This window comes from Actinoplanes awajinensis subsp. mycoplanecinus, assembly GCF_001509495.1.
GTDB lineage: Bacteria > Actinomycetota > Actinomycetes > Mycobacteriales > Micromonosporaceae > Actinoplanes > Actinoplanes palleronii.
Genome location: NZ_LLZH01000283.1, coordinates 54,979 through 77,886, shown reverse-complemented (window position 1 = coordinate 77,886; position 22,908 = coordinate 54,979). Strand labels below are relative to the sequence as shown.

Genomic DNA, 22,908 nt, shown 5'->3' with positions numbered 1-22,908 from the left:
CCGCGGGCGGGTCGAGGGGGGGGGGGGCCCCCCCCCCCCCCCTGCCCCCCGCCCCGCCCCCGCCCCGCCTGGGGCTGGGGGGCGCCCGCCCCGGCGAGGTGGCGGCACGCTGGCCGTTCCTGGGCTCGGTCGCGCTTGCCGAGGCCCACGAACGCGGCGACCGCCGCGAGACGATGTGGCTCCACCTGTCCGAAAACCACTACGCGGACCCGGTCCTCGCCCGCCTGCACGCGTTCAGCACCCTGGCCTCCCGCGAACCACGGCTGCGCGCCCTGCACCCCCGCCTCAGCGTCCTGACCCTGTCCTTCCGCCCGACCGCGGATCGACGCAACGGCCCACGCCTCCCCGCGGTCATCCCCACCCCCACCCCGGACCGCTTCACGGTCCGCACCAGCACCCACATCCACGACGAATGCACCGCCCCGACCGCCCTCCACCTCGTCCTGACCGACCTCCCGACCTGATGGGCGGCCGGCAGACTCGGCCGGGTTTCGCGGTCCTCAAGGTTGCTGCAGACCGGCAACGACCGCCGGGACCAGCCCGGCGTGCCGGGCGTCGAGGGCGATGCGGCGTTCCCGGCCCGGCTGGTGCTCCCGGCGGTATCCCGGCCGCTGACACGACCACCAGCACCAGCCGGGCACCTCGCCCATGCCACTCAGCTCGAGTTGACGTGCCGGTAGCTCCTGGGCAGGGCGGTGAGAGTCCGCACTGCCGGATCGCGTGCGTCTGCCGCCCACCTGGGGGCGGTGAACGCACGCACAACCCGACCGCGGACCGCCACCGCCCCGAACCTGGCCCACCGCGGACCCCAGCCGCCCTTCAGCGCCGAGCGCGGACTTCCGCCGCCCCGCCGATGCCGAGCGGACGGGCTCGAGTCAGCCGGCACGGTCCGGCCTTGCTCGGCTGGTGCTCAGGGGTGCCTCAGCGCTGCTGAGGCACCCCTGAGCACCAGCCGGGACCTGCACCGGCCCGCCTGTCAGGCGCCGATCATGTTGTAGCCGCCGTCGGCGACCATGAAGCCGCCGGTCATGTGGGCCGCGTCGTCGGTGGCCAGGAACAGGGCCGCGCCGGCCAGCTCGGCCGGGCCCGGGATGCGGCCCATCGGGGTCAGGCTGCGGAGCTTGTCGCCCCGGCCCGACTTCCAGTCGTCGCGCTTCAGGGTCGCCTCGGTCTCGATGAAGCCGGGGGCGAACACGTTCACCCGTACGGTCGGGGCGAAGGCCGCCGCGTAGGACTTCGTCAGGCCGATGATGCCGTATTTCGCGGCGGCGTACTGCGGGGCGCGGGCACTGCCCCGCACCACGACCGTCGAGCCGATGTTGACGATGTTGCCGTGGCCCTGTGCCAGCATGCGTGCTCCGAACTCGTGGACGCAGAGCAGGGTGCCCTTGATGTCCACCTCGAGGACGTGGTTGATCGACTCCTCGGTGATGTCCCGCCAGGACATCTGGTCGCGGGCCACGTCACCGACGTTGTTGATCAGGACGTCGAGGCCGTCGAAGGCACGGAACGCCTCGTCGGCCATCCGCTTGATGTCGTCCCAGTCGGTGATGTCGCCCTGGATCAGCACCGCCTCGCCGCCGATCGCGCGGATGCGTTCCGCGGTCCGCTCGGCGCCGTCCTTGGAGCTGCGGTAATGCACGCCGACCCGGGCGCCCTCCTGCGCGGCGCGGAAGGCGATCTCCGCGCCGAAGCCGGTGCCGGCGCCGGTGACCAGCACCGACCGGCCGGGGAAACGCTGAGTGATGACGGGAGTGGTCACAGGTTCTCCTAGATGAGGAAGGGTCAGACGAGCGTGCGGCCGCCGTCGACGTAGAGGATCTGGCCGGTGACGAAGGCGGCGCGGTCGGAGGCCAGGAACGTGATCGCGTCGGCCACCTCGGCGGGACGGCCCAGCCGCCCGGCCGGGACCAGCGACTCCAGTTTCTCCCGGTTGCCGTCCTTGTCGAGGTACGCCCTGGTCAGGTTGGTCTCGATGTATCCGGGCGCGACCCCGTTCACCGTCACCCCGGACGGCGCCCACTCCCGGGCCATCACCCGGAGCAGCTGGTTGAGCCCGCCCTTGGTGGCCGCGTACGGCCCGTGATTGGCGTGCGCGAGCAGCCCGGACACCGACGAGCAGAACACCATCCGCCCGTAGCCGGCCGACACCATCACCCGGCCGGCCGCCTGCGCCGTCCAGTACGCCGTGGACAGGTTCAGGGTCAGCACCGACTCCCAGTCGTCGTCGCCGAGGTCGAGGACCGGGGTGCGCACGTTCTTCCCGACGGCGTGCAGGAACACCTCGATGCCGCCCAGACGCTCGGCCGCGTCGAGGACGAGCGTGCGGCACGCGTCCGGCGTACGCAGGTCGACCTGGACCGTGGTGATCTCCGCGCCCGCCTCCTTGACCCGGAGCCGCACCGCCTCGAGGTGGTCCGCGTCGACGTCGGCGAGCAGCACCCGCGCGCCGGCCAGGGCGAGCGCCTGCGCACCGGCGCCGCCGAGACCGCCCGCGCCGACGACGAGGGTGGGACGCTCACGTAGTTGCAACCAGTCGGTCGTCATCTGGCCTCACCGTCTCGAGAAAGACTTGCCACTTTCATCAGGTGAAAGTAAGTTTCTCCCCGCAACGCTAATCGCGGCGAGGACATGTGTCCAGCCATGTGTGAGAGAGCAGGAGTCCCGACGTGGCGGCGAGGAAAGACACCGACAAGCCCGAGTACCGGGTCGAGGCCCTGGCCAAGGGACTACGGATCCTTTCGCTCTTCAGCGAGCAGCGCCCCACCTGGCGCATCAGCGACATCGCGCCCGCGGTCGGCATGCCGCTGCCCACGGTCTACCGGGTGGTGATGACCCTGACCGCCGAGGGATACCTCGACCACCTGCCGAACGGCGACTACCGCCCCGGCGTCAAGGTGCTCACCCTGGGCACCGCCGCGCTGCGCAGCCTGGACCTGGTCGAGCTGGCCACGCCACGGCTGCAGCAGCTCGCCACGGCCACCGGCGAGACCGTCAACCTTGCCGTGCTCACCGGCGACCGGGTGCTCTACCTGGTCCGGCTGCGCAACTCCGACCTGGTCACGGCGAACATCCAGGTCGGCTCGACGCTGCCGGCGGTGCACACCTCGATCGGCAAGCTGCTGCTGTCCCACCTCGACGAGGACGACCTGACGTCCCGGGTCGGCGAGGCGTCGTTCGCCCGCCAGCACGGCCCGAACGCCAAGGTGAGCCTGGACGAGCTGCGCGACGAGCTGGGCAAGATCCGCGCGGACGGGTGGGCGATGCAGGACGAGGAGCTGGCCTACGGGCTGCGGTCGGTGGCGGCGCCGGTCCGCAACGCGCAGGGGGCGGTGGTGGCCGGGGCGAACCTGGCGGTGCAGTCGCGCGACTGGTCGACGCAGCGGATCGTGCGCGAGCTGAAGCCGCTGATCCACGAGGCGTGCCACGACATCTCCGCGCTGCTGGGGCACCGGGAGGCTGCCGCGTGAGCGCGGCGAAGCCGCGAGGCGGTCGCGGCAGCGAGCCGGGCGGCGGGAGCCGGGCGGAGCCGGATGGCGGCGAGCCGGGAGGCGGGAGCAGGCTGCGGAAGTTGCTGCCCGGCGAGCTGACCTCGGAGCAGCGCGCGGTCTATGACGCGATCGCCGGGGGTCCGCGGGCTGCCGGGTCGGCGTTTCCGCTGGTGGACGCGGACGGCGGGCTCGAAGGGCCGTTCAACGCGATGTTGCTGCAGCCCGGGGTGGGCGGCGCGCTGCAGGAGCTCGGCAGCGCGGTGCGTTACCGCACCGGGTTGACCACCCGGGCCAGGGAGATCGCGATTCTCACGGTCGCCCGTGTCTGGCGCAGCGATTTTGAGAGGTACGCCCATGAAGCCGTCGCCCGGGCGGCCGGATTCTCCGAGGCCGAGCTGAGCGCGCTGCGCACCGGTGACGTGGCGGCCTTCCCCGACCCGGGCGATCGGCTGATCCTGGACGTCGGCACGGCCCTCGCCGAGCGCCGTGACCTGACGGACGAGGAGTTCACCGCCGCGCGCGACGGTCTCGGGCTGCCGGCGCTGTTCGAGCTGACCACGCTGGCCGGGTACTACGCGACGCTCGCCCTGCAACTGCGCGTGTTCCGGGTCGTGACGCCGGAGTCCCTTGACAGTGCCGCCGCCACGACGGAGGATTTTTCCTGAACGAAACAAACTTTCACCCAGTGAGAATCAGTGCTGGATTCGACGGCAGGAAATTGGGGCGAGCATGCGACTGGTGACATTCGACGAGGGACGGGTCGGCCGGATCGAGGGCGACGAGGTCGTCGAGCTGGCGGCCGGCTCGACCCGGGAGTTCTTCGAGCGCGGCGGCCAGGTCGGCGAGACCGGCGAGACGCTCCCCCTGGCGAGCGTGCGGCTGCGCGCGCCGATCCAGCCGAAGAAGTTCTTCCACACCGCCGGCAACTTCGCGGTGCACCACGAGGAGCTGCAGAAGGTCAACTGGTCGCACCCCGTACACAAGGGGATCGTGTTCTTCCAGAACGTCGACGCGATCATCGGCCCGGAGGACGACATCGTCTACCCGGAGGGCCTGACCAAGGAGCTCGACTACGAGCTGGAGCTGGCCGTGGTGATCGGCAAGTCCGGCCGCTGGTTCGGCCCCGAGGAGGCCGGTGACTACATCGCCGGGTTCACCGTGTTCAACGACATCACCGCGCGCGACATCCAGCGGCGTGAGATGCAGTCCGGCGTCTTCTCGTTCTCCAAGGGCATCGACACGTTCTGCCCGATCGGCCCGTGGATCGTCACCGCCGACGAGATCGCCGACCCGCACGACCTGGGCATGGAGCTGCGGGTCAACGGGCAGGTGCGGCAGTCCGGCAACACCTCCGACCTGGTGCTGAAGCTGCAGCACCTGATCGCGTTCCACTCGCCGCAGGGCTACTCGGCCGGTGACATCATCACCACCGGGACGATCTCCGGGGTGGCGGCCGTGCAGCCGGACCCGTTCGCGTTCTACCTCAAGCCCGGTGACGTGGTGGAGGCCGAGATCGAGGGCGTCGGCCTGCTGCGCAACACCGTGGTCCCGTGGAAGGCCGCGCACGACACCGAGCCGTACGCCGGCTCGCTCTACTCGGACTGAGGCGCGGATGCGATTCGGAACCCTCGCGGACCGGCTGGTGCTGATCGACGGCGACCGGGCCCTGGACGTCGAAGAACACAGCGACGGCCGGTTCCCCTCGGACGTGAACGCGGCACTGGCCCGGTTCGGCGAGCTGACCGCGTGGGCGGCCGGCGCGGACTGGTCCGGGGCGACGTCGTTCACCCCGGAGCAGCTGGGCGCGCCGTCGCCACGGCCGCGGCAGGTGTTCGCGGTGGCGCTGAACTACCGGCCGCACGCCGCCGAGGCCGGGTACCAGGCGCCGGACGAGCCGCTGCTGTTCACCAAGTTCCCGTCCTGCGTGACCGGGCCGATCACCGAGGTGACCCTGCCGCCCGGCAAGCCGGACTGGGAGATCGAGGTGGTCGCGGTGATCGGCGCCGGTGGGCACCGGATCCCCCGCGAGCGGGGCTGGGACGCGGTGGCCGGGCTGACCGTGGGCCAGGACCTGTCCGAGCGGGCGGTGCAGTTGCAGGGCCGGCCGGCGCAGTTCTCGCTGGGCAAGTCGTTCCCCGGGTTCGGGCCGACCGGGCCGGTGGCGGTCACCACGGACGAGTTCGCCGACCGGGACGACCTCGCCTTCGAGTGCCGGCTCGGCGACGAGCGGGTGCAGCACGGCCGGACCAGCGAGATGATCTTCGCGGTGGACGACCTGGTGGCCCGGATCTCGGCGGTGTGCCCGCTGCTGCCCGGTGACCTGATCTTCACGGGGACCCCGGCCGGGGTGGGCAACCGGCGGGAGCCGCCGCGGTACCTGCAGCCGGGTGAGGTGCTGGTCAGCCGGGTGGACGGGATCGGGGAGATCCGCCAGCGGTTCGTCTGAGCGCGCCTCATGGGCTTGGCGCATAACCACGGGCGTGCAGCTCTAGGTCGTACCAAATGAGCGAAACGGCCCGGACCTGAAGCGGTCCGGGCCGTTTTCCGCGGACCTCGAGGGGTCAGCGGTCCTCGTCGGAATCGACGATCTCGGCGTCCTCGACCGCGTGGTGGCCGTGGCGGGAGGCGGACTCGAGCTCCTCGGCGACCGGCTCCTCGTCGATCACCTCGGCGCTGACCTGCGGCGCGTCGGCCCAGAGCGCCCGCAGCTGGCCCTGCATGAACTGGGTGAGGCGGCCGCGGTACTCCCGGTCGAAGTTCTCCAGGGCCTCGATCTGCTGCTGCAACGCCTCGCGCTTGGCACCCAGGCTGCCGACCACGTCGTCATACCGCTGCTGGGCCTGGTGCTTCAGCTGGTCGGCGCCGTGCATCGCGTCGGCGCCGATGGTCTCGGCGCGCTGCCGGGCGTCCGTGACGATCTTGTCGGCGGCCCGGCGGGCCTCCTCCGCGCGGGACTGCGCCTCGCGGGCCGTCTGCTCGGCGCCGGCCCGCGCCTCGCTGAGCACCCGGTCGGCCTCCTGGCGCACGTTGTTGGCGTGGGCCTGGGCGTCACGGGCGATCTGCTCGGCCGCGGCCAGCGCATCCGTGCGGATCTTGTCCGCGTGGTGCTGGGCGCTGGCGACGTGCTCCTCCGCGGTGCGCTGGGCGAGGGCCAGCACCTGGAGGGCCTGGTTCGGCAGGCCGGGGTTGGGTGCGATCAACTTGTGCTCCGAAGTCTCACCGTCAGTCCCATTGAGCAGCACTTCGACACGATCCTTATCTGATTGCCGTGGTCGCCGAGGGGTGTCGACCATGATCGGCGGGACTTTACCAAGCTGAACGGGCAGTTAGCGAGGGTCCGAAAGAGCACTCCGGAGGAGATTTCCGCAGTTGGCGATAAAGGGTGGTTTATGCCCATTAGTCTCTTAGGATCTTGTCCCTCATCCCCCGAGGACCACTATGCGACGCCTGGTCACCCTGCTGGTCACGACCACCCTGCTGACCGGTACTCCGATGGCCGCTCATGCCGCCGGCGACGGCATGGTCGCCTACTGGGCGATGAACGAGTCACCCGGCGCGAACCGGATGTCCGACAGCAGCGGCAACGGCCTGGACGGGCAGATCGGCGGCGAGGTCGGCCTGGGCGTGACGACCGCCGGCGCCACCGGATACCGGTTCGACCGGCTGGAGCCGGACACCCCGCCCACCCACCCCGGCCACCTGGTCGTGGTTCCGGACGACTCGGCGCTGGACCCCGGCGACCGGGACTACGCGGTGACGCTCCGGCTGCGCACCACCGGCCACTTCGGCAACATCGTCCAGAAGGGCCAGTCCACCACCGAGGGCGGCAACTTCAAGCTGCAGATCCCGAACGGGCGGGTGGAGTGCTCGTTCCGCGGCGACCGCGGGGTGCTCGAGGCGATCGCCCCGTACGCGATCAACGACGGGGACTGGCACGTGGTCACGTGCGTCCGGGTCAGCACCGGGGTGGCCCTGGCGATCGACGGGCAGCGGGTGGCCGGGCGGCAGGGGTGGACCGGGACGATCAGCAACAACTGGCCGCTGACCATCGGCGGCAAGCTCGACTGCGACCAGCGCACGGTGGGCTGCGACTACTACGCGGGCGATCTCGACTACGTGAGCGTCGAAACCGCTTGACCCGATGATGTTGATCGATGCGATTAACGGCGTAACCTGCGGCTGAAGGCTCTCTCTTCAAAGGAGAAGTGATGAAGCCACTGCCGATCGCCCTTGTGCTGCTCCTCGCCGTCGCCGGATGTGGTGGCGGGAACGACGCCTCGAACCCGGAGGCCGCCACCGCCCGCGGCCCGATCAGCCTGTGGTATTCGAACAACGCGCAAGAGGTCGCCTGGGGCAAGCAGGTGGTCCAGGCGTGGAACGCCGTGCACCCGGACGAGGTGGTGACCGCGCAGGAGATCCCGGCCGGGCAGACCTCCGAGGCGGTCATCTCGGCCAGCATCACCGCCGGCAACGCGCCGTGCCTGATCTACAACACGTCCCCGGCCGCCGTGCCGAACTTCCAGGCGCAGGGCGGCCTGGTGCCGCTCGACGACTTCGCCGACGGCGCGAGTTACGTGACCGCGCGCTCCGGTGCGGCCGCCGGCCAGTACACGTCGCCGGACGGCAAGTTCTACCAGCTCCCGTGGAAATCGAACCCGGTGATGCTGTTCTACAACAAGAAGGCGTTCGCGAAGGCCGGGATCAGCACCACCGCTCCCCCGCTCGGCACGTACACCGAGTTCCTGGCCACCGCGGAGAAGCTGGTGAGCAGCGGCGCGGCGAAATACGCGATCTTCCCGTCGCCGTCGAGCCAGTTCTTCCAGTCGTGGTTCGACTTCTACCCGATGTACGCGGCGCAGAGCGGCGGCCAGCAGCTCGTCGTCGACGGCAAGGCCACCTTCGACTCCGACCCGGGCCGCGCGGTCGCCGGGCTCTGGCAGCAGTTGTACGCCAAGAACCTGGCCGGCAAGGAGGCGTACACCGGTGACGCGTTCGCCGACGGCACCGCGGCGATGGCCAGCGCCGGCCCGTGGGCGATCGCGGCCTATCAGGACAAGGTCGACTGGGGGGTCACCTCGGTGCCCACGCAGAGCGGCTCGGCCGAGGACCAGGCCACGTTCAGCGACGCCAAGAACGTCGCGATCTACACGGCCTGCGCCAACCGCGGCACGGCCTGGGACTTCCTCAAGTTCTCCACCAGCGCCGAACAGGACGGCAAGCTGCTGGAGATGACCGGGCAGATGCCGCTGCGGCAGGACCTGGCCGGGGCGTACCCGGCGTACTTCGCGAAGAACCCGCGGTACGCAGTGTTCGCGGCGAAGACGGCACACGTGGTCGAGGTGCCGAACGTGAAGGGCTCGGTCGAGGTGTGGCAGACGTTCCGGGACGCCTGGTCCAACTCGGTGATCTTCGGCAAACAGGATCCGGCCACGGCCCTGACGGACGCCGCCAACAAGATCAATGACCTCGTGAAATGAGGCGCCAGCCGATCGGCATGCTGTTCAGCGCGCCGTACGCGGTGTTCGTCGCGGCGGTCTTCGCCTACCCGCTCGGCCTGGCCGTGTGGATCTCCTTCCACGAGTACATCTTCACCGCGCCCGGGGTGACCGTGCCCCGGCCGTTCGTCGGCCTGGAGAACTACTCCGCGGTGCTCACCGACCCGGCCGTCCGCCGCTCCTTCGTCAACATCGGCATTTTCCTGATCATCAACGTGCCGCTGACCGTGGCGCTGTCGCTGCTGCTGGCCACCGCCCTCAACAGCGTGGTCCGGGGCCGAACGTTCTTCCGGACCAGCTTCTACCTGCCGTACGTGGCGGCCAGCGTCGCCGTGGTCGGTGTGTGGCTGTTCCTCTTCGGCTCCGGCGGCCTGGTCAACCAGGTGCTCGGCAGTGCCGCGCCGGACCCGTCCTGGCTGATCAACGAGAACTGGGCGATGCCGTCGATCGCCCTGTTCGTCACGTGGAAACAGCTCGGCTTCTTCATCCTGCTCTACCTGGCCGCGCTGCAGAACGTGCCGAAGGAGCTCTACGAGTCGGCGGCGGTGGACGGCGCGAACCGCTGGCGCAGCTTCCGGGCCGTCACCGTTCCCGGCGTACGACCGGCCACCACCCTGGTCACCCTGCTGGCGATCATCACGGGGGCGAACCTGTTCACCGAGCCGTACCTGCTGACCAACGGCGGCGGGCCGAGCGGGCGGTCGGCGTCCCCGGTGCTGCTGATGTACCAGCGCGGCATCGAGCAGGGCCACCCGGACGTGGCCGCCGCGATCGGCGTGCTGCTGGTGGCCGGCGTCCTGGTCGTCGCCGGGGCGCAGCAACTGCTGGAGAGGAGGCAGCGATGAGGTGGCGCCCGGTCGCCCTCACGCTCGGCGCGATCATCTTCCTGTTCCCGTTCTACTACATGGTCGTCGGCTCGCTGCAGGCCCGGCCGGACTCCTCGCCGGCCGGCGCGCTGCCGAGGCCGGGCAATCTGAGCCTGAACAACTACCGCGAGATCGACGCCGCGGTGAACCTGGGCCGGTCACTGCTCAACTCGATCGTCTTCACCGGCGGCGTGGTGCTCGGCACCCTGGTCTTCGGGGTGCTCGCCGGGTACGCGCTCGCCCGGCTGCGCTACCCCGGCCGGGGCACGCTGTTCGCCGCGATGCTGCTGCTCCAGGTGATCCCGTTCCAGCTGCTGGTGATCCCGCTGTACGTGCAGATCGTGCGCGGGTACGGGCTCGCCGACACGTACCTCGGGATGATCCTGCCGTTCGCGATCAACTCGGTGGCGGTGTTCGTGTTCCGGCAGTTCTTCCTGCAACTGCCGGGTGAGCTGTTCGAGGCGGCCCGGATCGACGGCGCGGGCGAGCTGCGGGTGCTGTGGTCGGTCGCGCTGCCGCTGGTCCGGCCGGCGCTGCTGACCGCGACGCTGCTGACCTTCATCGGGCCGTGGAACGAGTTCCTGTGGCCGTTCCTGGTCACCAAACAGGCCGGGATGCAGCCCCTCGCGGTGGCGCTGGCCAACTACATGAGCACGGTGGCCTCGGCGGCCACCAATCCCTACGGGGCGATCCTGGCCGGGGCGTGCTTCCTGGCCGCGCCGGCGGTGCTGCTGTTCATCGTGTTCCAGCGGCACTTCGTCTCGTCCGATCTCGGCTCGGGGGTGAAGGGATGAAGATCCTCGGTTTGTTGCTGGTGGCGTCCGCTTTGGTGGTCCCCGCCGATGCGCCGATGACCAATGTGGATCACCTGGACTTCCTCACCGCCGCGGTGGCGCCGCCCGCGCAGGCCGGGCACACCACCTACCGGCTCGACCGGGAGCCGTCGGTCGGGGTGGTCTGGGTCTACGCCGACGACCTGCCCGGGGGCGGATACCGGCGGGTCGGTGGCGGGGCCTACGACGCGGCCACCGGCACGTACGGGCAGGGCGCCTACGACGCCGACGACATCAGCCGGGCCGCCGTGGTCTACCTGCGGCACTGGCGGCAGTTCGGCGACCGGCACAGCCGTGAGCAGGCCTAACAGCAGCTGCGCGGGCTGACCTACCTGCAGACGGTGTCCGGGCCGCACGCCGGGAACGTGGTGCTGTGGATGCAGCCGGACGGGACGCTGAACCCGAGCCCGGTGCCGGTGGAGACGCCGGACCCGTCCGACTCCGGGCCGTCGTACTGGCTGGCCCGCACGATCTGGGCGCTCGGTGAGGGCTATGCCGCGTTCCGCGGCGCCGACCCCGGGTTCGCCGGGTTCCTGCGGTCGCGCCTCGACCTGGCCGTCGCCGCTCTCGACCGTCAGGTCCTTGTCCGGTACGGCGAACACCAGGTCGTCGACGGCGCCCGGGTGCCGGCCTGGCTGATCGCCGACGGGGCGGACGCCAGCTCCGAGGCGATCCTCGGGCTGACCGCCTATGTCCGCGCCGGTGGGCCGCCCGCCGCCCGGACCGCCCTGGCCCGGCTGGCCGCGGGCGTCGCCGAGATGGGCGGCGGGCCCGGCTCCTCGGTGCTGCCGTGGGCGCTCTCCCGCTCGGTCTGGCACGCCTGGGGTGCGCAGATGCCGTCCGCGCTGGCCGAGGCGGCGACGGTCCTGCACGACGACCGGCTGCTGCGCCCGGCGGTGGCCGACGCGGGCACGTTCACCCCGGGCCTGCTCACCGCGACCGGGCCGATCAACGGCCTGCTGCCCGCGCCGGTGGACCGCTCCCAGATCGCGTACGGGGCGGACGCCCGGGTGCAGAGCCTGCTGTCGGTGTCCCGAGCCACCGGCTCGGACGGGTTCCGGCAGCTCGCCGGGGTGGCGGCCGGCTGGTTCCTCGGCCAGAACCCGGCCGGCGCCCGGATGTACGACCCGGCCACCGGCGCCACCAGCGACGGGGTGAACGGCGACGGCACGGTCAACCGGAACTCCGGCGCGGAGTCGACCATCCACGGGCTGCTCACCATGCTGGCCCTGGACGCGGACCGGGACCTGGCCGCGCTCGCCCGGGCGGCCGGCCCGGTGGTCAGCCGGGACGGCTCCCGCACCGTCGAGGCGGAGTCCGGCCGGCTCAGCGGGCCGGTCACGGTCGTGACGCCACCCTCGGCGTGGACCGGGGAGTCGCAGTGGAGCGGCGGCGCCCACCTGCGGGTCGAAGCGGCCGGGCGGGTGACCTGGACGGTGCCCGCCGCCGGGCAGCCCCGGCGGGTGGACGCGGTGCTCAACCGGGTGCCCGGGCCCGGCGGCGTGACCGATTTCGACATGCTCGGGCGGGTGAGCTCCGGCGGGGGCGGGGCGCAGGGGGTGTCGGCCGCGCCCGGCGCGCTGCTGCCGGTGCGGGTTCCCGGCACGGTGGCGGCCGGCACCGGGTCGATCACCGCGACCGGGGTGCGCGGCACCAGCGACCTCGACGTCCTGCTGCTGACCCCGCTGGTGTCCAGCCTGGTCACCGACCGGGCGGTGCTGCTGTCCAGCGTGGCCGGCACGGCCCGGCACCTGACCATCGACGTGCCGGGGGACGGTGCCGCGGTGGCCCGCGCCTACGACGCGCACGGCCGCCCGGCCGGGGTCACCGGCGGGCGGGGCGCGTTCCCGGTCGAGGTGCCCGCCGGCGGCTTCGTGGTGGCTGCCTAGTCCGGAGTGACCAGCCGCGTCTCGTAGGCCAGCACCACGGCCTGGGTGCGGCTGGTCAGGCCGAGCTTGGCCAGCACGTGCCCCACGTGCGTCTTCACCGTGGCGTCGCTCAGGAACAGGTCGCGGGCGATCTCGGCGTTCGACCGCCCGCGGGCCAGCTGCCGGAGCACGTCCACCTCCCGCGGTGTGAGCACGTCGAGCCGTGCCGGCCGGTCCACCGCCGCGACCCGGGACGCGAACGCGTCGATCAGACGACGGGTCACCTCGTGGTCGAGCAACGCCACACCGGTCACGACGGTACGGATCGCCGCCACCAGCTGCTCCTCCGGCGTGTCCTTGAGCAGGAACCCGCTGGCGCCCAGCCGCAGCGACTCGTAGACGTACTGGTCAAGGTCGAACGTGGTGACCACGAGCACCCGGGGCGGATCGGGCAGCCGGAGCAGCTGCCGGGTCGCCTCGATGCCGTTCAGGCGCGGCATCCGGATGTCCATCAGCACCAGGTCGGGTCGCAACCGGCGGGCGCTCTCGACCGCCTCGACACCGTCCGCCGCCTCGCCCACCACCCCGATGTCCGGCTCGGCCCGCAGGATCATCCGGAAGCCGGCCCGCACCAGCTGCTGGTCGTCGGCGAGCAGGACCCGGATCATGGGGTCACCGGCAGGCAGGCGTGCACCCGGAACCCGCCGCGCGGATCGTTCCCCGCGTCGAACGTCCCGTGGTAGAGCGACACCCGTTCGCGCATCCCGACCAGCCCGAAGCCGGTCGCCGACGGGCCGGCCGACCCCGCGCCGTCGTCCGCCACCTCGATCTCCAGGCGCTCCGGCGAGACCCGGACGGCCACCGAGGCCGTGCTCGCGCCGGCGTGCCGCAGCACGTTGGTCAGCGACTCCTGCACGATCCGGTACCCGGCCACGTCCACACCGGGCGGCACCCCGGCCAGGTCGCCGGTCACGTCGGTGACCAGCCGCAACCCCGGCCGGCTGAGCCCGTCGATCAGCGCGTCCAGGTGGCGCAGGCTGGGCTGTGGCGCCAGGTCGGCACCGGCGCCGGGCGTGCGGGCCAGTCCCAGCATCCGGCGCATGTCGGTCATCGCCTGCCCGGCCAGCAGCTCGACGGCGTCGAACGCGGCCCGGGACTGGTCCGGGTCCACCGCGAGCATCCGCCGGCCGCCGCGGGCCTGCAGCACGATCACGCTGATCGCGTGCGCCACCACGTCGTGCAGGTCCCGGGCGATCCGGGCGCGTTCGGCGGCGACCGCCTCGGCGGCGTGCTCCTCGCGGGCACGCTCGGCCCGCGCCGTCTCGTGGCGTTGGCGGCGCATCACCAGGCCGAGCGCGAAGGCCCCCGCCATCATCGCCAGCCCGATCCCCAGCGAGACCCAGTCCGCGCCCCAGTCCCCCAGCGTGCGGATCACCGAGGCCGCGCCGGCCACCCCGGCCGGCAGCAACGACCACGGCAGACCCGGCCCGTACGCGGCCACCGAGTAGACCGCCACCATCATCACCAGCGGTCCGCCGATGGTCTCGGTGGTCCGGGTGACCAGCACCGGCACGGTCAGGCCGACCGAGCACAGCACCGCGACCGGCACCGGCGCGGTGCGCCGCCAGGCGAGCGCGACCGCCCCGGCGATCAGGACCGCCGACCCGGCCAGGTGCCGGGGTGAGCCGTCGGCATACCCGATCGCCTCCCCGCACGCGAGAGCGGCCATCGCGGCGGCGAGCGCCGCGTCCGCCCGGGGCACACGCCTCATGACCCCGACGCTAGACCCGGACCGCGGGCCGCGACCTCATCAGAAATGCCGAGCCGGTTCATCAGCTCGGGCGACGCTCCGGCACACCTGCCGCGGCCACCCTGGGCGCATGACGACTATCGACAACTCCCGTGGCGCCGCGCTGACCGCCGCCATCACCGGACCGCTGGTCCTGGTCGCGTCGTTCGCGCAGCCGCCGGACGGTCCCAGCCTGCTGACCGCCACGACAACCCAGATCCAGGAGTACGGCCGGAGCCAGGCCGGAGCGCTCCGGGTCGGCGCGTTCGCCGCCATGCTCTCGATGGCCCTGCTGCTGGTCTTCACCGCGGCGCTGACCACGGTGGCCCGGGCCGCGGCACCCCGGTCGCTGCTGCCCGATCTGTTCGCCGGGGCGAGTCACCTGCTGGTGGTGTCGCTGTTCCTGGGCTCGGTGGCCGGCGCCGTGCTCGCCGTGCTGCCCGGCCTGGCCGGCGGCGACGCCCCGAGTGCCGAGATCCTGTACGCCTGGCACGGCGTCGCCGGCTTCACCCACCTGGCCGGCGACTTCCAGATGGTGTTCATCGCCGTGCTGACCGGCGCGTTCTCGCTCGTCGCGTGGCGCACCCGGATCGTGCCGCGCTGGGTGAGCGTGCTCGGCGCGGTGGTCGCCGCCGCGGCCGCCCTCGGCACCGCCGGGGTCACCCTGAACTCCGACGTCCTGTACGGCTTCTGGTTCGGCGGCCTGTACGGCTGGGTGCTGTGGATCCCGATCACCGGCATCGTCCTGGCGGTACGCACCCGCCGCGCGGCCGCTGTCGTGCACTGACCCGGACGGCCCACCCCCGGCGCTCGGGTGGCGGGCCGTCCGCAACGATCAGCGGAAGCCGCGGGCCAGCCGGTGGTACGCCTGGTTCCAGCGCACCTCCTTGATGAACCCGCGGGTGGTGGTGTCCGCGTCGATCACCAGCAGCTCGGTGCCCACCATGTCGGCCAGGTCGGCCAGTTCCTCCGCGCCTACCGCCGACGACAGCACGGTGTGGTGCGGCCCGCCCGCGGTCAGCCAGCACTCGGCGGACGTGGCGAGCGACGGGGCCGGCTTCCAGACCGCCCGGGCGACCGGCAGCTTCGGCAGCGGCTCGGTCGGCGCGACCACCTCGATCTCGTTGGCGACCAGGCGGAACCGCTCCCCCAGGTCGGCCAGGCCGAGAACGATCGCCTTGCCGGGTGTCGCGTCGAAGACCAGGCGGACCGGGTCCTCCCGGCCGCCGATGCCGAGCGGGTGGATCTCCAGCTTCGGGGTGCCGGACGCGATCGACGGGCAGACCTCCAGCATGTGCGCGCCGAGGATGACCTCGTTGCCGGGGGTCAGGTCGTACGTGTAGTCCTCCATGAAGGAGGTCGCGCCGCCGGGGACCATCGCCTTGAGCGTGTGCACCAGCACCGAGGTCTTCCAGTCGCCCTCGCCGCCGAAGCCGTACCCGTCGGCCATCAGCCGCTGCACGGCCAGGCCGGGCAGCTGGCGCAGCCCGCCCAGGTCCTCGAAGTTGCTCGTGAACGCCCCGAAGCCGCCCTCGGTGAGGAACTGCCGCAGGCCCAGCTCGATCCGCGCGCCGTAGCGCAGCGACTCCTTGCGCTCACCCAGCAGTTCCGGGGCGACCTCGTAGATGTCGGAGTACTCGCTGACCAGCTTGTCGATGTCCTCGTCGGCCACCTGGTCGACGACCGCGACCAGGTCGTTCACGCCGTACGTGTTGACCGAGACGCCGAACCGCAGCTGCGCCTCGACCTTGTCCCCCTCGGTCACCGCGACGTCGCGCATGTTGTCGCCGAACCGGGCCAGCTTGAGGGTGCGCATCGCGGAGTACCCGCGGGCGGCCCGCACCCAGGTCGCGATCCGGGCGACCACGGCCGGGTTGCTGACGTGCCCGGCCACCGTCTTGCGCGGCACGCCGAGCCGGGTCTCGATGAACCCGAACTCCCGGTCGCCGTGCGCGGCCTGGTTGAGATTCATGAAGTCCATGTCGATCTCGGACCAGGGCAGTGCCACGTTGTGCTGGGTGTGCAGGTGCAGCAGCGGGGCGCGCAGCGCGTCCAGCCCGGCGATCCACATCTTGGCCGGGGAGAACGTGTGCATCCAGGTGATCACGCCGAGCACGCCCGGCGTCGCGGAGGCCCGGCGGCAGATCTCCAGGATCTGCTCCGCGCTGGTCAGCACCGGCTGCCAGACCACCTCCGCGTCGAGTTGCTCCTGTAGCTGGCCGGCGATCTCCCGGGACTGCGAGGCGACCTGCTCCAGGGTCTCCGGGCCGTAGAGCCCCTGGCTACCGGTCAGGAACCAGACTTCTCCGGTGCTCATCGTGCCCTCCGTGTGACAAGTCGCTGCATGACGATGAAACCGAAGAGCAGGACGCCGACGATGATCCGGGTCCATGCCGAGTTCAGGTCACCCTGGAAGTTGATGATGGTCTGGATCAGACCCGTGACCAGTACGCCGAGCAGGGTGCCGAGGACGTACCCGGAGCCACCGGTCAGCAGCACCCCGCCGATCACACACGCGGCGATGGCGTCCAGCTCCGAGCCGGTCCCCTGCAGCGCCCAGCCGGACGTGGAGTTGATGCTGAACAGCACGCCGCCGAGCGCCGCGCAGAACCCGCTGAGCGTGTAGACCGCGATCCGGGTACGGCCGACCGGCAGGCCCATCAGCAGCGCCGAGTCGGCGCTGCCACCGATCGCGTAGACGTTGCGGCCGAACCGGGTCCAGGCCAGCACCGCCGCGGCGATCAGCACCGCGGCCAGGGCCACCAGGGCGATCGGGGTGGTCTTCACCCCGTCGGCCAGCGGGATGCGCATGTCGGAGAGCGTCCGCCAGAGCTCGTCGCGGATCGGGATCGACGACTGGTTGATGAACAGCGCCAGGCCCCGGGCCAGGAACAGCCCGGCCAGGGTGGCGATGAACGGCTCCACCTTGAAGAAGTGGATCACCGCGCCCATCCCGGCGCCGAGCAGCGCGCCGAGCAGCAGCACCAGCGGCAGCACCACCAGCGGCGGCCAGCCGCCCTTGAGCAGCGTCGCGGTCAGCGTGGTGGTCAGCGAGATGACCGCACCGACCGACAGGTCGATACCGCCCGTGAGGATCACGAACGTCATCCCCACCGCGATCACCAGCAGGACCGCGTTGTCGCGGAACAGGTTGACGACGACGCTCGCCTGGCCGAAGTTGCTGTAGTTCGCCACCCCGCTGAAGTACATGACCAGCAGCAGCGAGAGGGTCGCCAGGATCGGGATGTACTTGGCGTTCGGCTTGTAGACCCGGCGGCGCGGGTTGACCGCCGGGTCCTTCGAGACCGCCTGTGGACTCATGATCGTCATGCGGGCACCTCCGCCGGGGCGACGGGGTTACGAGCCTTGAAACGCCCGAACACCTTCTCGCGGAACGTCGTGGACTGGGACAGGCAGAGCACGACCACGATGACCGCCTTGAACAGCAGCGTGGCCTTGGCCGGCACGCCGACGGCGACGACCGTGACGGACAGCGTCTGGATCAGCAGCGCGCCGATCACCGTGCCGGCGATCGAGAACCGGCCCCCGATCAGGGCGGTGCCGCCGATCACCACGGCCAGGATGGCGTCCAGCTCGATCAGGTTGCCGGCCGAGATGCTGTCCGCGCTCTTGATGTTCGCGCTGTAGATCAGGCCGGCCAGCCCGGCGAACGCGCCGGACACCACGTAGACCATCACGGTGATCCGCTTCGCCCGGATGCCGGCCAGCCGGCTGGCGCTCGGGCTGCCACCGACCGACTCGAGCAGCAGACCCAGCGCGGTACGCCGGGTCAGCACCACGGTCAGCGCCACCGCGGCCATGGCGATCAGGAACGCCACCGGCAGGGTGAGGAAGAACCCGGTGGCCAGCGTCGCGTACGGGCTGGACTGCACGTTGATGATCTGGCCGTCGGTGATCAGCTGGGCGATGCCGCGCCCGGCCACCATCAGGATCAGCGTCGCGATGATCGGCTGGATGCCGACCACCGCGACCAGGGCCCCGTTCCAGACGCCGAGCAGCGCCGAGACGCCGACCGCGACCGCCACGATCAGCAGCACCGAGCCGACCGCGTTCTGGTCGCCGAGGTCCCGGATCAGCAGGCAGGCCACCGCGCCGGAGATCGCCATCACCGAGCCGACCGAGAGGTCGATGCCGCCGGTCGCGATCACCAGGGTCATCCCGAGGGCGACCAGGACCAGCGGCGAGCTGCCCCGCAGGATGTCGATCAAGGTGCCGAACAGGTGCCCGTCGTGGACGGTGAGGAACTGGTTGGACGTGAACACGTTGACGACCAGCAGCGCCACCAGGATGGCGGTGGGCCAGAACAGCCGGTTCTTGAGAATGGTCATGAGGTAGCTCCGCTGGCGGTCTGGCCACTGGCGATGGTCTGCATGATGCGGTCGGCGTCGACCCCGGCGGTGTTCTCCAGCTCCTCGACCAGACGGCGGTCCCGGAGCACCGCGATCTTGTGGCTGAGCCGGAGCACCTCCTCCAGCTCGGCGCTGACGAACAGCACGGCCATGCCACCGTCGGAGAGCTCGGCGACCAGCTTCTGGATCTCCGCCTTGGCGCCGACGTCGATGCCGCGGGTCGGCTCATCGATGATCAGCAGCCGCGGTTCGGTGATCAGCCAGCGGGCCAGCAGAACTTTCTGCTGGTTGCCGCCGCTGAGGTTGCGGACCGGGCGCTCCGGGTCGGCGGGCCGGATCTGCAGCGCCTTGATGTACTTGTCGACCAGTTCGTCTTGCTTGCGGCGCGGGATCGGCCGGGTCCAGCCGCGCGAGGCCTGCAACGCCAGGATGATGTTCTCCCGCACGCTGAGGTCACCGATGATGCCCTCGGTGCGGCGGTTCTCCGAGGAGAAGGCGATCCCCCGCTTCATCGCCACCTGCGGATCGCGCAGCGCGACCGGCTTGCCGTCGATGCTCAGCTCGCCGGTGTCGGCCTTGTCCGCGCCGAAGAGCAGCCGGGCCAGTTCGGTACGGCCGGAGCCGAGCAGCCCGGCCAGGCCGACCACCTCGCCGGCGTGGATGGTCAGGTCGAACGGGGCGATCGCGCCCGTCCGGCCGACACCCTTGGCCTCGAGGATCGGTTCGGCGGCGGCCGACTTCGTCCGGGACCGCTGAGCCTTGTCCTCCAGGCCCTCCAGCGTCGCCAGCTCCTTGCCGATCATCTTCTCGACGAGCTGCACCTGGGGCAGGTCCGCGACGGTGAACTCACCGATCAGCTGGCCGTTGCGCAGCACCGTCAGCCGGTCGGAGATCTCGTAGATCTGGTCCAGGAAGTGCGAGACGAACAGGATCGCCACCCCGTCGCCCTTGAGCCGGCGCATCACCTCGAAGAGCCGGGCCACCTCGGAGGCGTCCAGGCTGGAGGTCGGCTCGTCGAGGATCAGCACCCGCGCCTCGATGTCGATCGCGCGCGCGATCGCCACCATCTGCTGGATCGCCAGCGAGTAGGTGCTCAGCGGCGCCGTCACGTCGAGGTCCAGGTCGAGACGCTGGAGCAGCTCGGCGGACCGCTTGCGCATCCGGCCCCACTGGATCTTGCCGAGGCGCCGCGGCTCCCGGCCGATGAAGATGTTCTCCGCCACCGAGAGGTTGGTGCAGAGATTGACCTCCTGGTAGACGGTGCTGATCCCGGCCTTCTGCGCGGCCAGCGGCCCGCTGATCCGCACCGGCGCGCCGCTCAGCGTGATGTCACCGCCGTCGATCTCGTAGACGCCGGTGAGCACCTTGATCAGGGTGGACTTGCCGGCGCCGTTCTCGCCCATCAGGGCGTGCACCTCGCCGGGGAACAAACGGAAGTCGACGCCGTCCAGGGCGACGACGCCGGGAAAGACCTTGCGGATGCCGGCCATCTCGAGGACCGGTTTTGTGGTGGGTTCGCCCATCGTGCACTCCGTTCCGCGGCGTGCGGACCACCCCGGAGCCCGGGGTGGTCCGCACCTGCCATGACTCAGTACTTGCGGTCCGGGAGGGCGGCCTTGGCCTGCTCCTGGGTGAAGGTGGTCTCCTGGGTGAGGATCCGCTGCTCGACCGACTCGCCGGCGTGGACCTTCTTGGCCAGCTCCATCAGCTGGGTGCCGAGGAGCGGGCTGCACTCCACGATGTAGTTGATCTTGCCGGCGGCGAGGGCGGTCATGCCGTCCTTGACCGCGTCGACCGTGATGATCTTGATGTCCTTGCCGGGCACCTTGCCGGCCGCCTCGATCGCCTCGATGGCGCCCAGACCCATGTCGTCGTTGTGCGCGTAGAGCACGTCGATCTTCGGGGTGGACTGGAGGAACTGCTCCATGACCGTCTTGCCGTCGGCGCGCTTGAAGTCACCGGTCTGCGACTTCACGATCTTGATGTTCGGGTTGGCCGCGATCGCCTCGGCGAAGCCCTTCTGCCGGTCGATGGCCGGCGCCGCGCCCGTGGTGCCCTGCAGCTCGACCACGTTGATCGGGCCGGTCTTGCCCGCGGAGTCCTTGACCAGCCAGTCGCCGGCCTCCTTGCCCTCCTTGACGAAGTCCGAGCCGAGGAAGGTCTTGTACAGCGAGGTGTCCTGCGAGTCCACCGCGCGGTCGGTCAGGATCACCGGGATGTCGGCGTCCTTGGCCTCCTTGAGCACCGCGTCCCAGCCGGACGTGACCACCGGCGAGAACGCGATGACGTCGACCTTCTGGGTGATGAAGCCACGGATCGCCGAGATCTGGTTCTCCTGCTTGCCCTGGGCGTCGGAGAACTTCAGCTCGATACCGGCGGCCGGGGCCGCCGCCTTGATGTCGTTGGTGTTCGCGGTGCGCCAGCCGCTCTCCGCACCCACCTGGGAGAATCCCATGACGAGCTTGCCGTCGTCGCTGCCGCCGGCGGCGTCCTTGTCACCACAACCGGCCAGCGCGGACACGGCCAGCAGGCCCGTCATCGCTGCTGCCGCCATCATCTTCACGCGCACCATAACCTCCTGAGACTGTTACCGTTAACAAAAGAGCAGCGGAGGGCACACGGGTGCCCTGGCCGCGAAGATCTCCCTCGATGCTGCGACCGGGGTCACAGCGTGCGTTTCGTGAGTGTTACCGTTCTCAACGTGATCGTCAAGAGATCAGCATCGTTGTTTCAGGCAGATTGCAAGAACGCCGGTTTCACCCCAGGTCATCGAACGACTACCTGCTAGGAATCGTCCAATGCCGACCTCAGACCCGGCGCCGGACGTCGAACCGGCTGCCCAGATGCCCTCACCCGTCCTTCGGCCGCGATCCGGCAAGGAGCGGGGAAGCGTCATGCGCGACGTCGCGAAGCTGGCCGGCGTGTCCCACCAGACCGTCTCCCGGGTGATCAACGATCATCCCAACGTGCGGACGGAGACCCGCGAGCGTGTGCTCGCCGCGATGCGCTCGCTGAACTACCGGCGCAACCTCGCGGCGCGCACCCTGGCCACCCGGGAGTCCCGGACGCTCGGCATCATCGGCTTCGAGACCACGTTGTTCGGTCCCGAGTCGATGCTCTACGGCATCGAGAGCGCCGCCCGCGCCGCCGGATACCTGGTCAGCGTCGCGACCGTGCGCGAGCTCGCGCACCACCCGGTCCTCGAGGCGGTCGACCGCCTCGCCCAGCACGACGTCGACGGCATCATCGCGATCGCCCCGAAACCCGCCGTGACCACCGCGCTCACCCACGCGCCGGCCGGCCTGGCGTGTGTCGCGGTGGGCGGTTCCGGTTCCGGCGTCGAGCCCTTCCCGACCGTACGGGTGGACAACGTGACCGGCGCCCGCCTCGCCACCCAGCACCTGCTCGACCTGGGCCACGCCACCGTGCACCACGCGGCCGGCCCGCCCGACTGGCCGGAGGCACAGGCCCGGGTCGACGGCTGGCGCGAGACGCTCTACGCGGCCGGCGCGGTCGTCCCGGCGATCTCCCCCGGCTGGTGGGACGCCGCCGCCGGCTACGAGCAGGGCCGCCGCCTGGCCGCCGACCCCTCGGTCACCGCGATCTTCGCGGCCAACGACCGGATAGCGCTGGGCGTGCTGCGCGCCCTGCACGAGTCCGGCCGCCGCGTCCCGGACGACGTGAGCGTCGTCGGTTTCGACGACATGCCCGACTCCGGCTACTTCATGCCGCCGCTCACCACCGTGCACCAGGACTTCGCCGAGATGGGCCGCCGCGCCCTGGCCCTGCTGCTGCACCACATGGCCCGCGCCGACGGCGCCGACCCCCCGCCGAACGTCCTGGTCGCCCCGGACCTGGTCCTCCGAGCCAGCACCGCCCCCCGCTTCGACTGACCTCTTCCCCTCCGGACCGCGATCCCTCAGGCCGCTTTTTCACGGTACGAATACGCAGTCCCGCCCGCAGGCTACGAGCCACGTCCCGCCCGTGAGGCCACGCGAGGCCGCAGCCACCCCGGACCGCCCCGCGCCTCCGCCCCCGGCTGGCGCTCAGGGCTGCCTCAACGCTCTCGAGGGGACCGCCAGCACCAGCCGAAGTCCGTCGGCTGGCACTCACGGCTGCCTCGAGCGCCTCGAAGGGACCGCAAGCACCAGCCCGGGTCTTGCGCCGACGAGCGGACCCCGGGGGTGGCTGGCTCT

General features: G+C 71.1%; 24 protein-coding genes. 13 read left to right on the top strand and 11 right to left on the bottom strand.

Features of this window, described 5'->3' with window-relative positions:
• Positions 1–98: 98 nt before the first annotated feature.
• Positions 99–464 carry a DUF6193 family natural product biosynthesis protein gene (locus ADL15_RS30325; RefSeq protein ID WP_067698304.1) on the top strand — a complete coding sequence of 122 codons (366 nt, stop codon included), beginning with the start codon at positions 99–101 and terminating at the stop codon, positions 462–464.
• Between the two features lie 36 nt (positions 465–500).
• Here the strand turns inward: ADL15_RS30325 and ADL15_RS53340 are convergent, their stop codons facing one another.
• The 3 genes from ADL15_RS53340 to ADL15_RS30315 all read right to left on the bottom strand — a co-directional run bounded on the left by ADL15_RS53340 (position 501) and on the right by ADL15_RS30315 (position 2,547).
• On the bottom strand, positions 501–650 hold the full coding sequence (locus ADL15_RS53340; RefSeq protein ID WP_157441693.1) for a hypothetical protein: 150 nt from the start codon (positions 648–650) through the stop codon (positions 501–503).
• A gap of 326 nt (positions 651–976) precedes the next feature.
• The gene (locus tag ADL15_RS30320) at positions 977–1,762 is read right to left on the bottom strand and encodes an SDR family NAD(P)-dependent oxidoreductase (RefSeq protein WP_067698302.1); all 786 of its coding nucleotides are present in this window, start codon (positions 1,760–1,762) and stop codon (positions 977–979) included.
• A 23-nt stretch (positions 1,763–1,785) separates the two neighbouring features.
• Positions 1,786–2,547, bottom strand: a complete 762-nt coding sequence (locus tag ADL15_RS30315) for an SDR family NAD(P)-dependent oxidoreductase (RefSeq protein WP_067698299.1) — start codon at positions 2,545–2,547, stop codon at positions 1,786–1,788.
• A gap of 122 nt (positions 2,548–2,669) precedes the next feature.
• Between ADL15_RS30315 and ADL15_RS30310 the strand changes: the two genes are divergently transcribed.
• The 4 genes from ADL15_RS30310 (at position 2,670) to ADL15_RS30295 (ending at position 5,937) form a co-directional block, all read left to right on the top strand.
• Positions 2,670–3,470: an IclR family transcriptional regulator gene (locus ADL15_RS30310; RefSeq protein WP_067698297.1), complete on the top strand. Its 801-nt coding sequence runs from the start codon at positions 2,670–2,672 to the stop codon at positions 3,468–3,470.
• Positions 3,471–3,571: 101 nt separating this feature from the next.
• The gene (locus ADL15_RS30305) at positions 3,572–4,156 is read left to right on the top strand and encodes a carboxymuconolactone decarboxylase family protein (RefSeq protein ID WP_232344511.1); all 585 of its coding nucleotides are present in this window, start codon (positions 3,572–3,574) and stop codon (positions 4,154–4,156) included.
• Between the two features lie 64 nt (positions 4,157–4,220).
• Complete coding sequence (locus ADL15_RS30300) at positions 4,221–5,096, top strand: fumarylacetoacetate hydrolase family protein (protein ID WP_067698295.1); 876 nt, start codon at positions 4,221–4,223, stop codon at positions 5,094–5,096.
• Positions 5,097–5,103: 7 nt separating this feature from the next.
• Positions 5,104–5,937, top strand: a complete 834-nt coding sequence (locus tag ADL15_RS30295) for a fumarylacetoacetate hydrolase family protein (RefSeq protein ID WP_067698293.1) — start codon at positions 5,104–5,106, stop codon at positions 5,935–5,937.
• A gap of 115 nt (positions 5,938–6,052) precedes the next feature.
• On the opposite strand, the gene ADL15_RS30290 is transcribed toward ADL15_RS30295, so the two are convergent.
• On the bottom strand, positions 6,053–6,691 hold the full coding sequence (locus tag ADL15_RS30290; protein ID WP_232344509.1) for a hypothetical protein: 639 nt from the start codon (positions 6,689–6,691) through the stop codon (positions 6,053–6,055).
• 238 nt (positions 6,692–6,929) lie between these two features.
• Here ADL15_RS30290 and ADL15_RS30285 point away from each other — a divergent pair, with 238 nt between their 5' ends.
• The 6 genes from ADL15_RS30285 (at position 6,930) to ADL15_RS30260 (ending at position 12,574) form a co-directional block, all read left to right on the top strand.
• Positions 6,930–7,628, top strand: coding sequence for a laminin G domain-containing protein (locus ADL15_RS30285; protein ID WP_067698289.1), 699 nt, complete (start codon positions 6,930–6,932; stop codon positions 7,626–7,628).
• A 71-nt stretch (positions 7,629–7,699) separates the two neighbouring features.
• Positions 7,700–8,968, top strand: a complete 1,269-nt coding sequence (locus ADL15_RS30280; RefSeq protein WP_067698287.1) for an extracellular solute-binding protein — start codon at positions 7,700–7,702, stop codon at positions 8,966–8,968.
• Positions 8,965–9,831 carry a carbohydrate ABC transporter permease gene (locus tag ADL15_RS30275; RefSeq protein WP_067698285.1) on the top strand — a complete coding sequence of 289 codons (867 nt, stop codon included), beginning with the start codon at positions 8,965–8,967 and terminating at the stop codon, positions 9,829–9,831. Before ADL15_RS30280 ends, ADL15_RS30275 begins: the two co-directional genes overlap by 4 nt.
• Positions 9,828–10,646, top strand: coding sequence for a carbohydrate ABC transporter permease (locus ADL15_RS30270; protein WP_067698284.1), 819 nt, complete (start codon positions 9,828–9,830; stop codon positions 10,644–10,646). The genes ADL15_RS30275 and ADL15_RS30270 overlap by 4 nt, the downstream gene beginning before the upstream one ends.
• A complete protein-coding gene (locus tag ADL15_RS30265; protein WP_067698282.1) occupies positions 10,643–10,993 on the top strand; it encodes a hypothetical protein in 351 nt (116 codons plus the stop codon). The genes ADL15_RS30270 and ADL15_RS30265 overlap by 4 nt, the downstream gene beginning before the upstream one ends.
• 33 nt (positions 10,994–11,026) lie before the next feature.
• Positions 11,027–12,574: a hypothetical protein gene (locus ADL15_RS30260; RefSeq protein WP_067698280.1), complete on the top strand. Its 1,548-nt coding sequence runs from the start codon at positions 11,027–11,029 to the stop codon at positions 12,572–12,574.
• Here ADL15_RS30260 and ADL15_RS30255 read toward each other — a convergent pair.
• Together ADL15_RS30255 and ADL15_RS30250 are read right to left on the bottom strand one after the other, a co-directional pair.
• On the bottom strand, positions 12,571–13,221 hold the full coding sequence (locus ADL15_RS30255) for a response regulator (RefSeq protein WP_067698278.1): 651 nt from the start codon (positions 13,219–13,221) through the stop codon (positions 12,571–12,573). The genes ADL15_RS30260 and ADL15_RS30255 overlap by 4 nt on opposite strands.
• Positions 13,218–14,324, bottom strand: coding sequence for a sensor histidine kinase (locus tag ADL15_RS30250; RefSeq protein ID WP_083971926.1), 1,107 nt, complete (start codon positions 14,322–14,324; stop codon positions 13,218–13,220). The genes ADL15_RS30255 and ADL15_RS30250 overlap by 4 nt, the downstream gene beginning before the upstream one ends.
• A 109-nt stretch (positions 14,325–14,433) precedes the next feature.
• Here ADL15_RS30250 and ADL15_RS30245 point away from each other — a divergent pair, with 109 nt between their 5' ends.
• Positions 14,434–15,129 (top strand): hypothetical protein, encoded by a 696-nt coding sequence (locus ADL15_RS30245; RefSeq protein WP_067698274.1) that lies wholly within the window; start codon positions 14,434–14,436, stop codon positions 15,127–15,129.
• 48 nt (positions 15,130–15,177) lie between these two features.
• On the opposite strand, the gene araA is transcribed toward ADL15_RS30245, so the two are convergent.
• The 5 genes from araA to ADL15_RS30220 form a co-directional block, all read right to left on the bottom strand.
• Positions 15,178–16,659, bottom strand: coding sequence for an L-arabinose isomerase (gene araA / locus ADL15_RS30240; protein WP_067698272.1), 1,482 nt, complete (start codon positions 16,657–16,659; stop codon positions 15,178–15,180).
• Positions 16,656–17,672, bottom strand: coding sequence for a galactofuranose ABC transporter, permease protein YjfF (gene yjfF / locus ADL15_RS30235; protein ID WP_157441692.1), 1,017 nt, complete (start codon positions 17,670–17,672; stop codon positions 16,656–16,658). Before yjfF ends, araA begins: the two co-directional genes overlap by 4 nt.
• Positions 17,669–18,691, bottom strand: coding sequence for an ABC transporter permease (locus ADL15_RS30230; RefSeq protein WP_067698270.1), 1,023 nt, complete (start codon positions 18,689–18,691; stop codon positions 17,669–17,671). The genes yjfF and ADL15_RS30230 overlap by 4 nt, the downstream gene beginning before the upstream one ends.
• A complete protein-coding gene (locus ADL15_RS30225) occupies positions 18,688–20,235 on the bottom strand; it encodes a sugar ABC transporter ATP-binding protein (protein ID WP_067698268.1) in 1,548 nt (515 codons plus the stop codon). The genes ADL15_RS30230 and ADL15_RS30225 overlap by 4 nt, the downstream gene beginning before the upstream one ends.
• A gap of 65 nt (positions 20,236–20,300) precedes the next feature.
• Positions 20,301–21,284: an ABC transporter substrate-binding protein gene (locus ADL15_RS30220; RefSeq protein WP_067698266.1), complete on the bottom strand. Its 984-nt coding sequence runs from the start codon at positions 21,282–21,284 to the stop codon at positions 20,301–20,303.
• A 322-nt stretch (positions 21,285–21,606) separates the two neighbouring features.
• Here ADL15_RS30220 and ADL15_RS30215 point away from each other — a divergent pair, with 322 nt between their 5' ends.
• Positions 21,607–22,605 (top strand): LacI family DNA-binding transcriptional regulator, encoded by a 999-nt coding sequence (locus ADL15_RS30215; RefSeq protein ID WP_157441691.1) that lies wholly within the window; start codon positions 21,607–21,609, stop codon positions 22,603–22,605.
• The last annotated feature ends 303 nt before the right edge of the window (positions 22,606–22,908 follow it).

What these genes read in the sequence shown, in the direction of transcription:
- ADL15_RS30275 (WP_067698285.1), top strand. Translation starts at nt 8,965, where the DNA reads ATGAGGCGCCAGCCGATCGGCATGCTGTTCAGCGCGCCGTACGCGGTG.
- ADL15_RS30225 (WP_067698268.1), bottom strand. Translation starts at nt 20,235, where the DNA reads ATGGGCGAACCCACCACAAAACCGGTCCTCGAGATGGCCGGCATCCGC.
- ADL15_RS30295 (WP_067698293.1), top strand. Translation starts at nt 5,104, where the DNA reads ATGCGATTCGGAACCCTCGCGGACCGGCTGGTGCTGATCGACGGCGAC.
- ADL15_RS30250 (WP_083971926.1), bottom strand. Translation starts at nt 14,324, where the DNA reads ATGAGGCGTGTGCCCCGGGCGGACGCGGCGCTCGCCGCCGCGATGGCC.
- ADL15_RS30315 (WP_067698299.1), bottom strand. Translation starts at nt 2,547, where the DNA reads ATGACGACCGACTGGTTGCAACTACGTGAGCGTCCCACCCTCGTCGTC.
- ADL15_RS30255 (WP_067698278.1), bottom strand. Translation starts at nt 13,221, where the DNA reads ATGATCCGGGTCCTGCTCGCCGACGACCAGCAGCTGGTGCGGGCCGGC.
- ADL15_RS30280 (WP_067698287.1), top strand. Translation starts at nt 7,700, where the DNA reads ATGAAGCCACTGCCGATCGCCCTTGTGCTGCTCCTCGCCGTCGCCGGA.
- ADL15_RS30300 (WP_067698295.1), top strand. Translation starts at nt 4,221, where the DNA reads ATGCGACTGGTGACATTCGACGAGGGACGGGTCGGCCGGATCGAGGGC.
- yjfF (WP_157441692.1), bottom strand. Translation starts at nt 17,672, where the DNA reads ATGACGATCATGAGTCCACAGGCGGTCTCGAAGGACCCGGCGGTCAAC.
- araA (WP_067698272.1), bottom strand. Translation starts at nt 16,659, where the DNA reads ATGAGCACCGGAGAAGTCTGGTTCCTGACCGGTAGCCAGGGGCTCTAC.
- ADL15_RS30230 (WP_067698270.1), bottom strand. Translation starts at nt 18,691, where the DNA reads ATGACCATTCTCAAGAACCGGCTGTTCTGGCCCACCGCCATCCTGGTG.
- ADL15_RS30285 (WP_067698289.1), top strand. Translation starts at nt 6,930, where the DNA reads ATGCGACGCCTGGTCACCCTGCTGGTCACGACCACCCTGCTGACCGGT.
- ADL15_RS30215 (WP_157441691.1), top strand. Translation starts at nt 21,607, where the DNA reads ATGCGCGACGTCGCGAAGCTGGCCGGCGTGTCCCACCAGACCGTCTCC.
- ADL15_RS53340 (WP_157441693.1), bottom strand. Translation starts at nt 650, where the DNA reads ATGGGCGAGGTGCCCGGCTGGTGCTGGTGGTCGTGTCAGCGGCCGGGA.
- ADL15_RS30270 (WP_067698284.1), top strand. Translation starts at nt 9,828, where the DNA reads ATGAGGTGGCGCCCGGTCGCCCTCACGCTCGGCGCGATCATCTTCCTG.
- ADL15_RS30265 (WP_067698282.1), top strand. Translation starts at nt 10,643, where the DNA reads ATGAAGATCCTCGGTTTGTTGCTGGTGGCGTCCGCTTTGGTGGTCCCC.
- ADL15_RS30245 (WP_067698274.1), top strand. Translation starts at nt 14,434, where the DNA reads ATGACGACTATCGACAACTCCCGTGGCGCCGCGCTGACCGCCGCCATC.
- ADL15_RS30220 (WP_067698266.1), bottom strand. Translation starts at nt 21,284, where the DNA reads ATGGTGCGCGTGAAGATGATGGCGGCAGCAGCGATGACGGGCCTGCTG.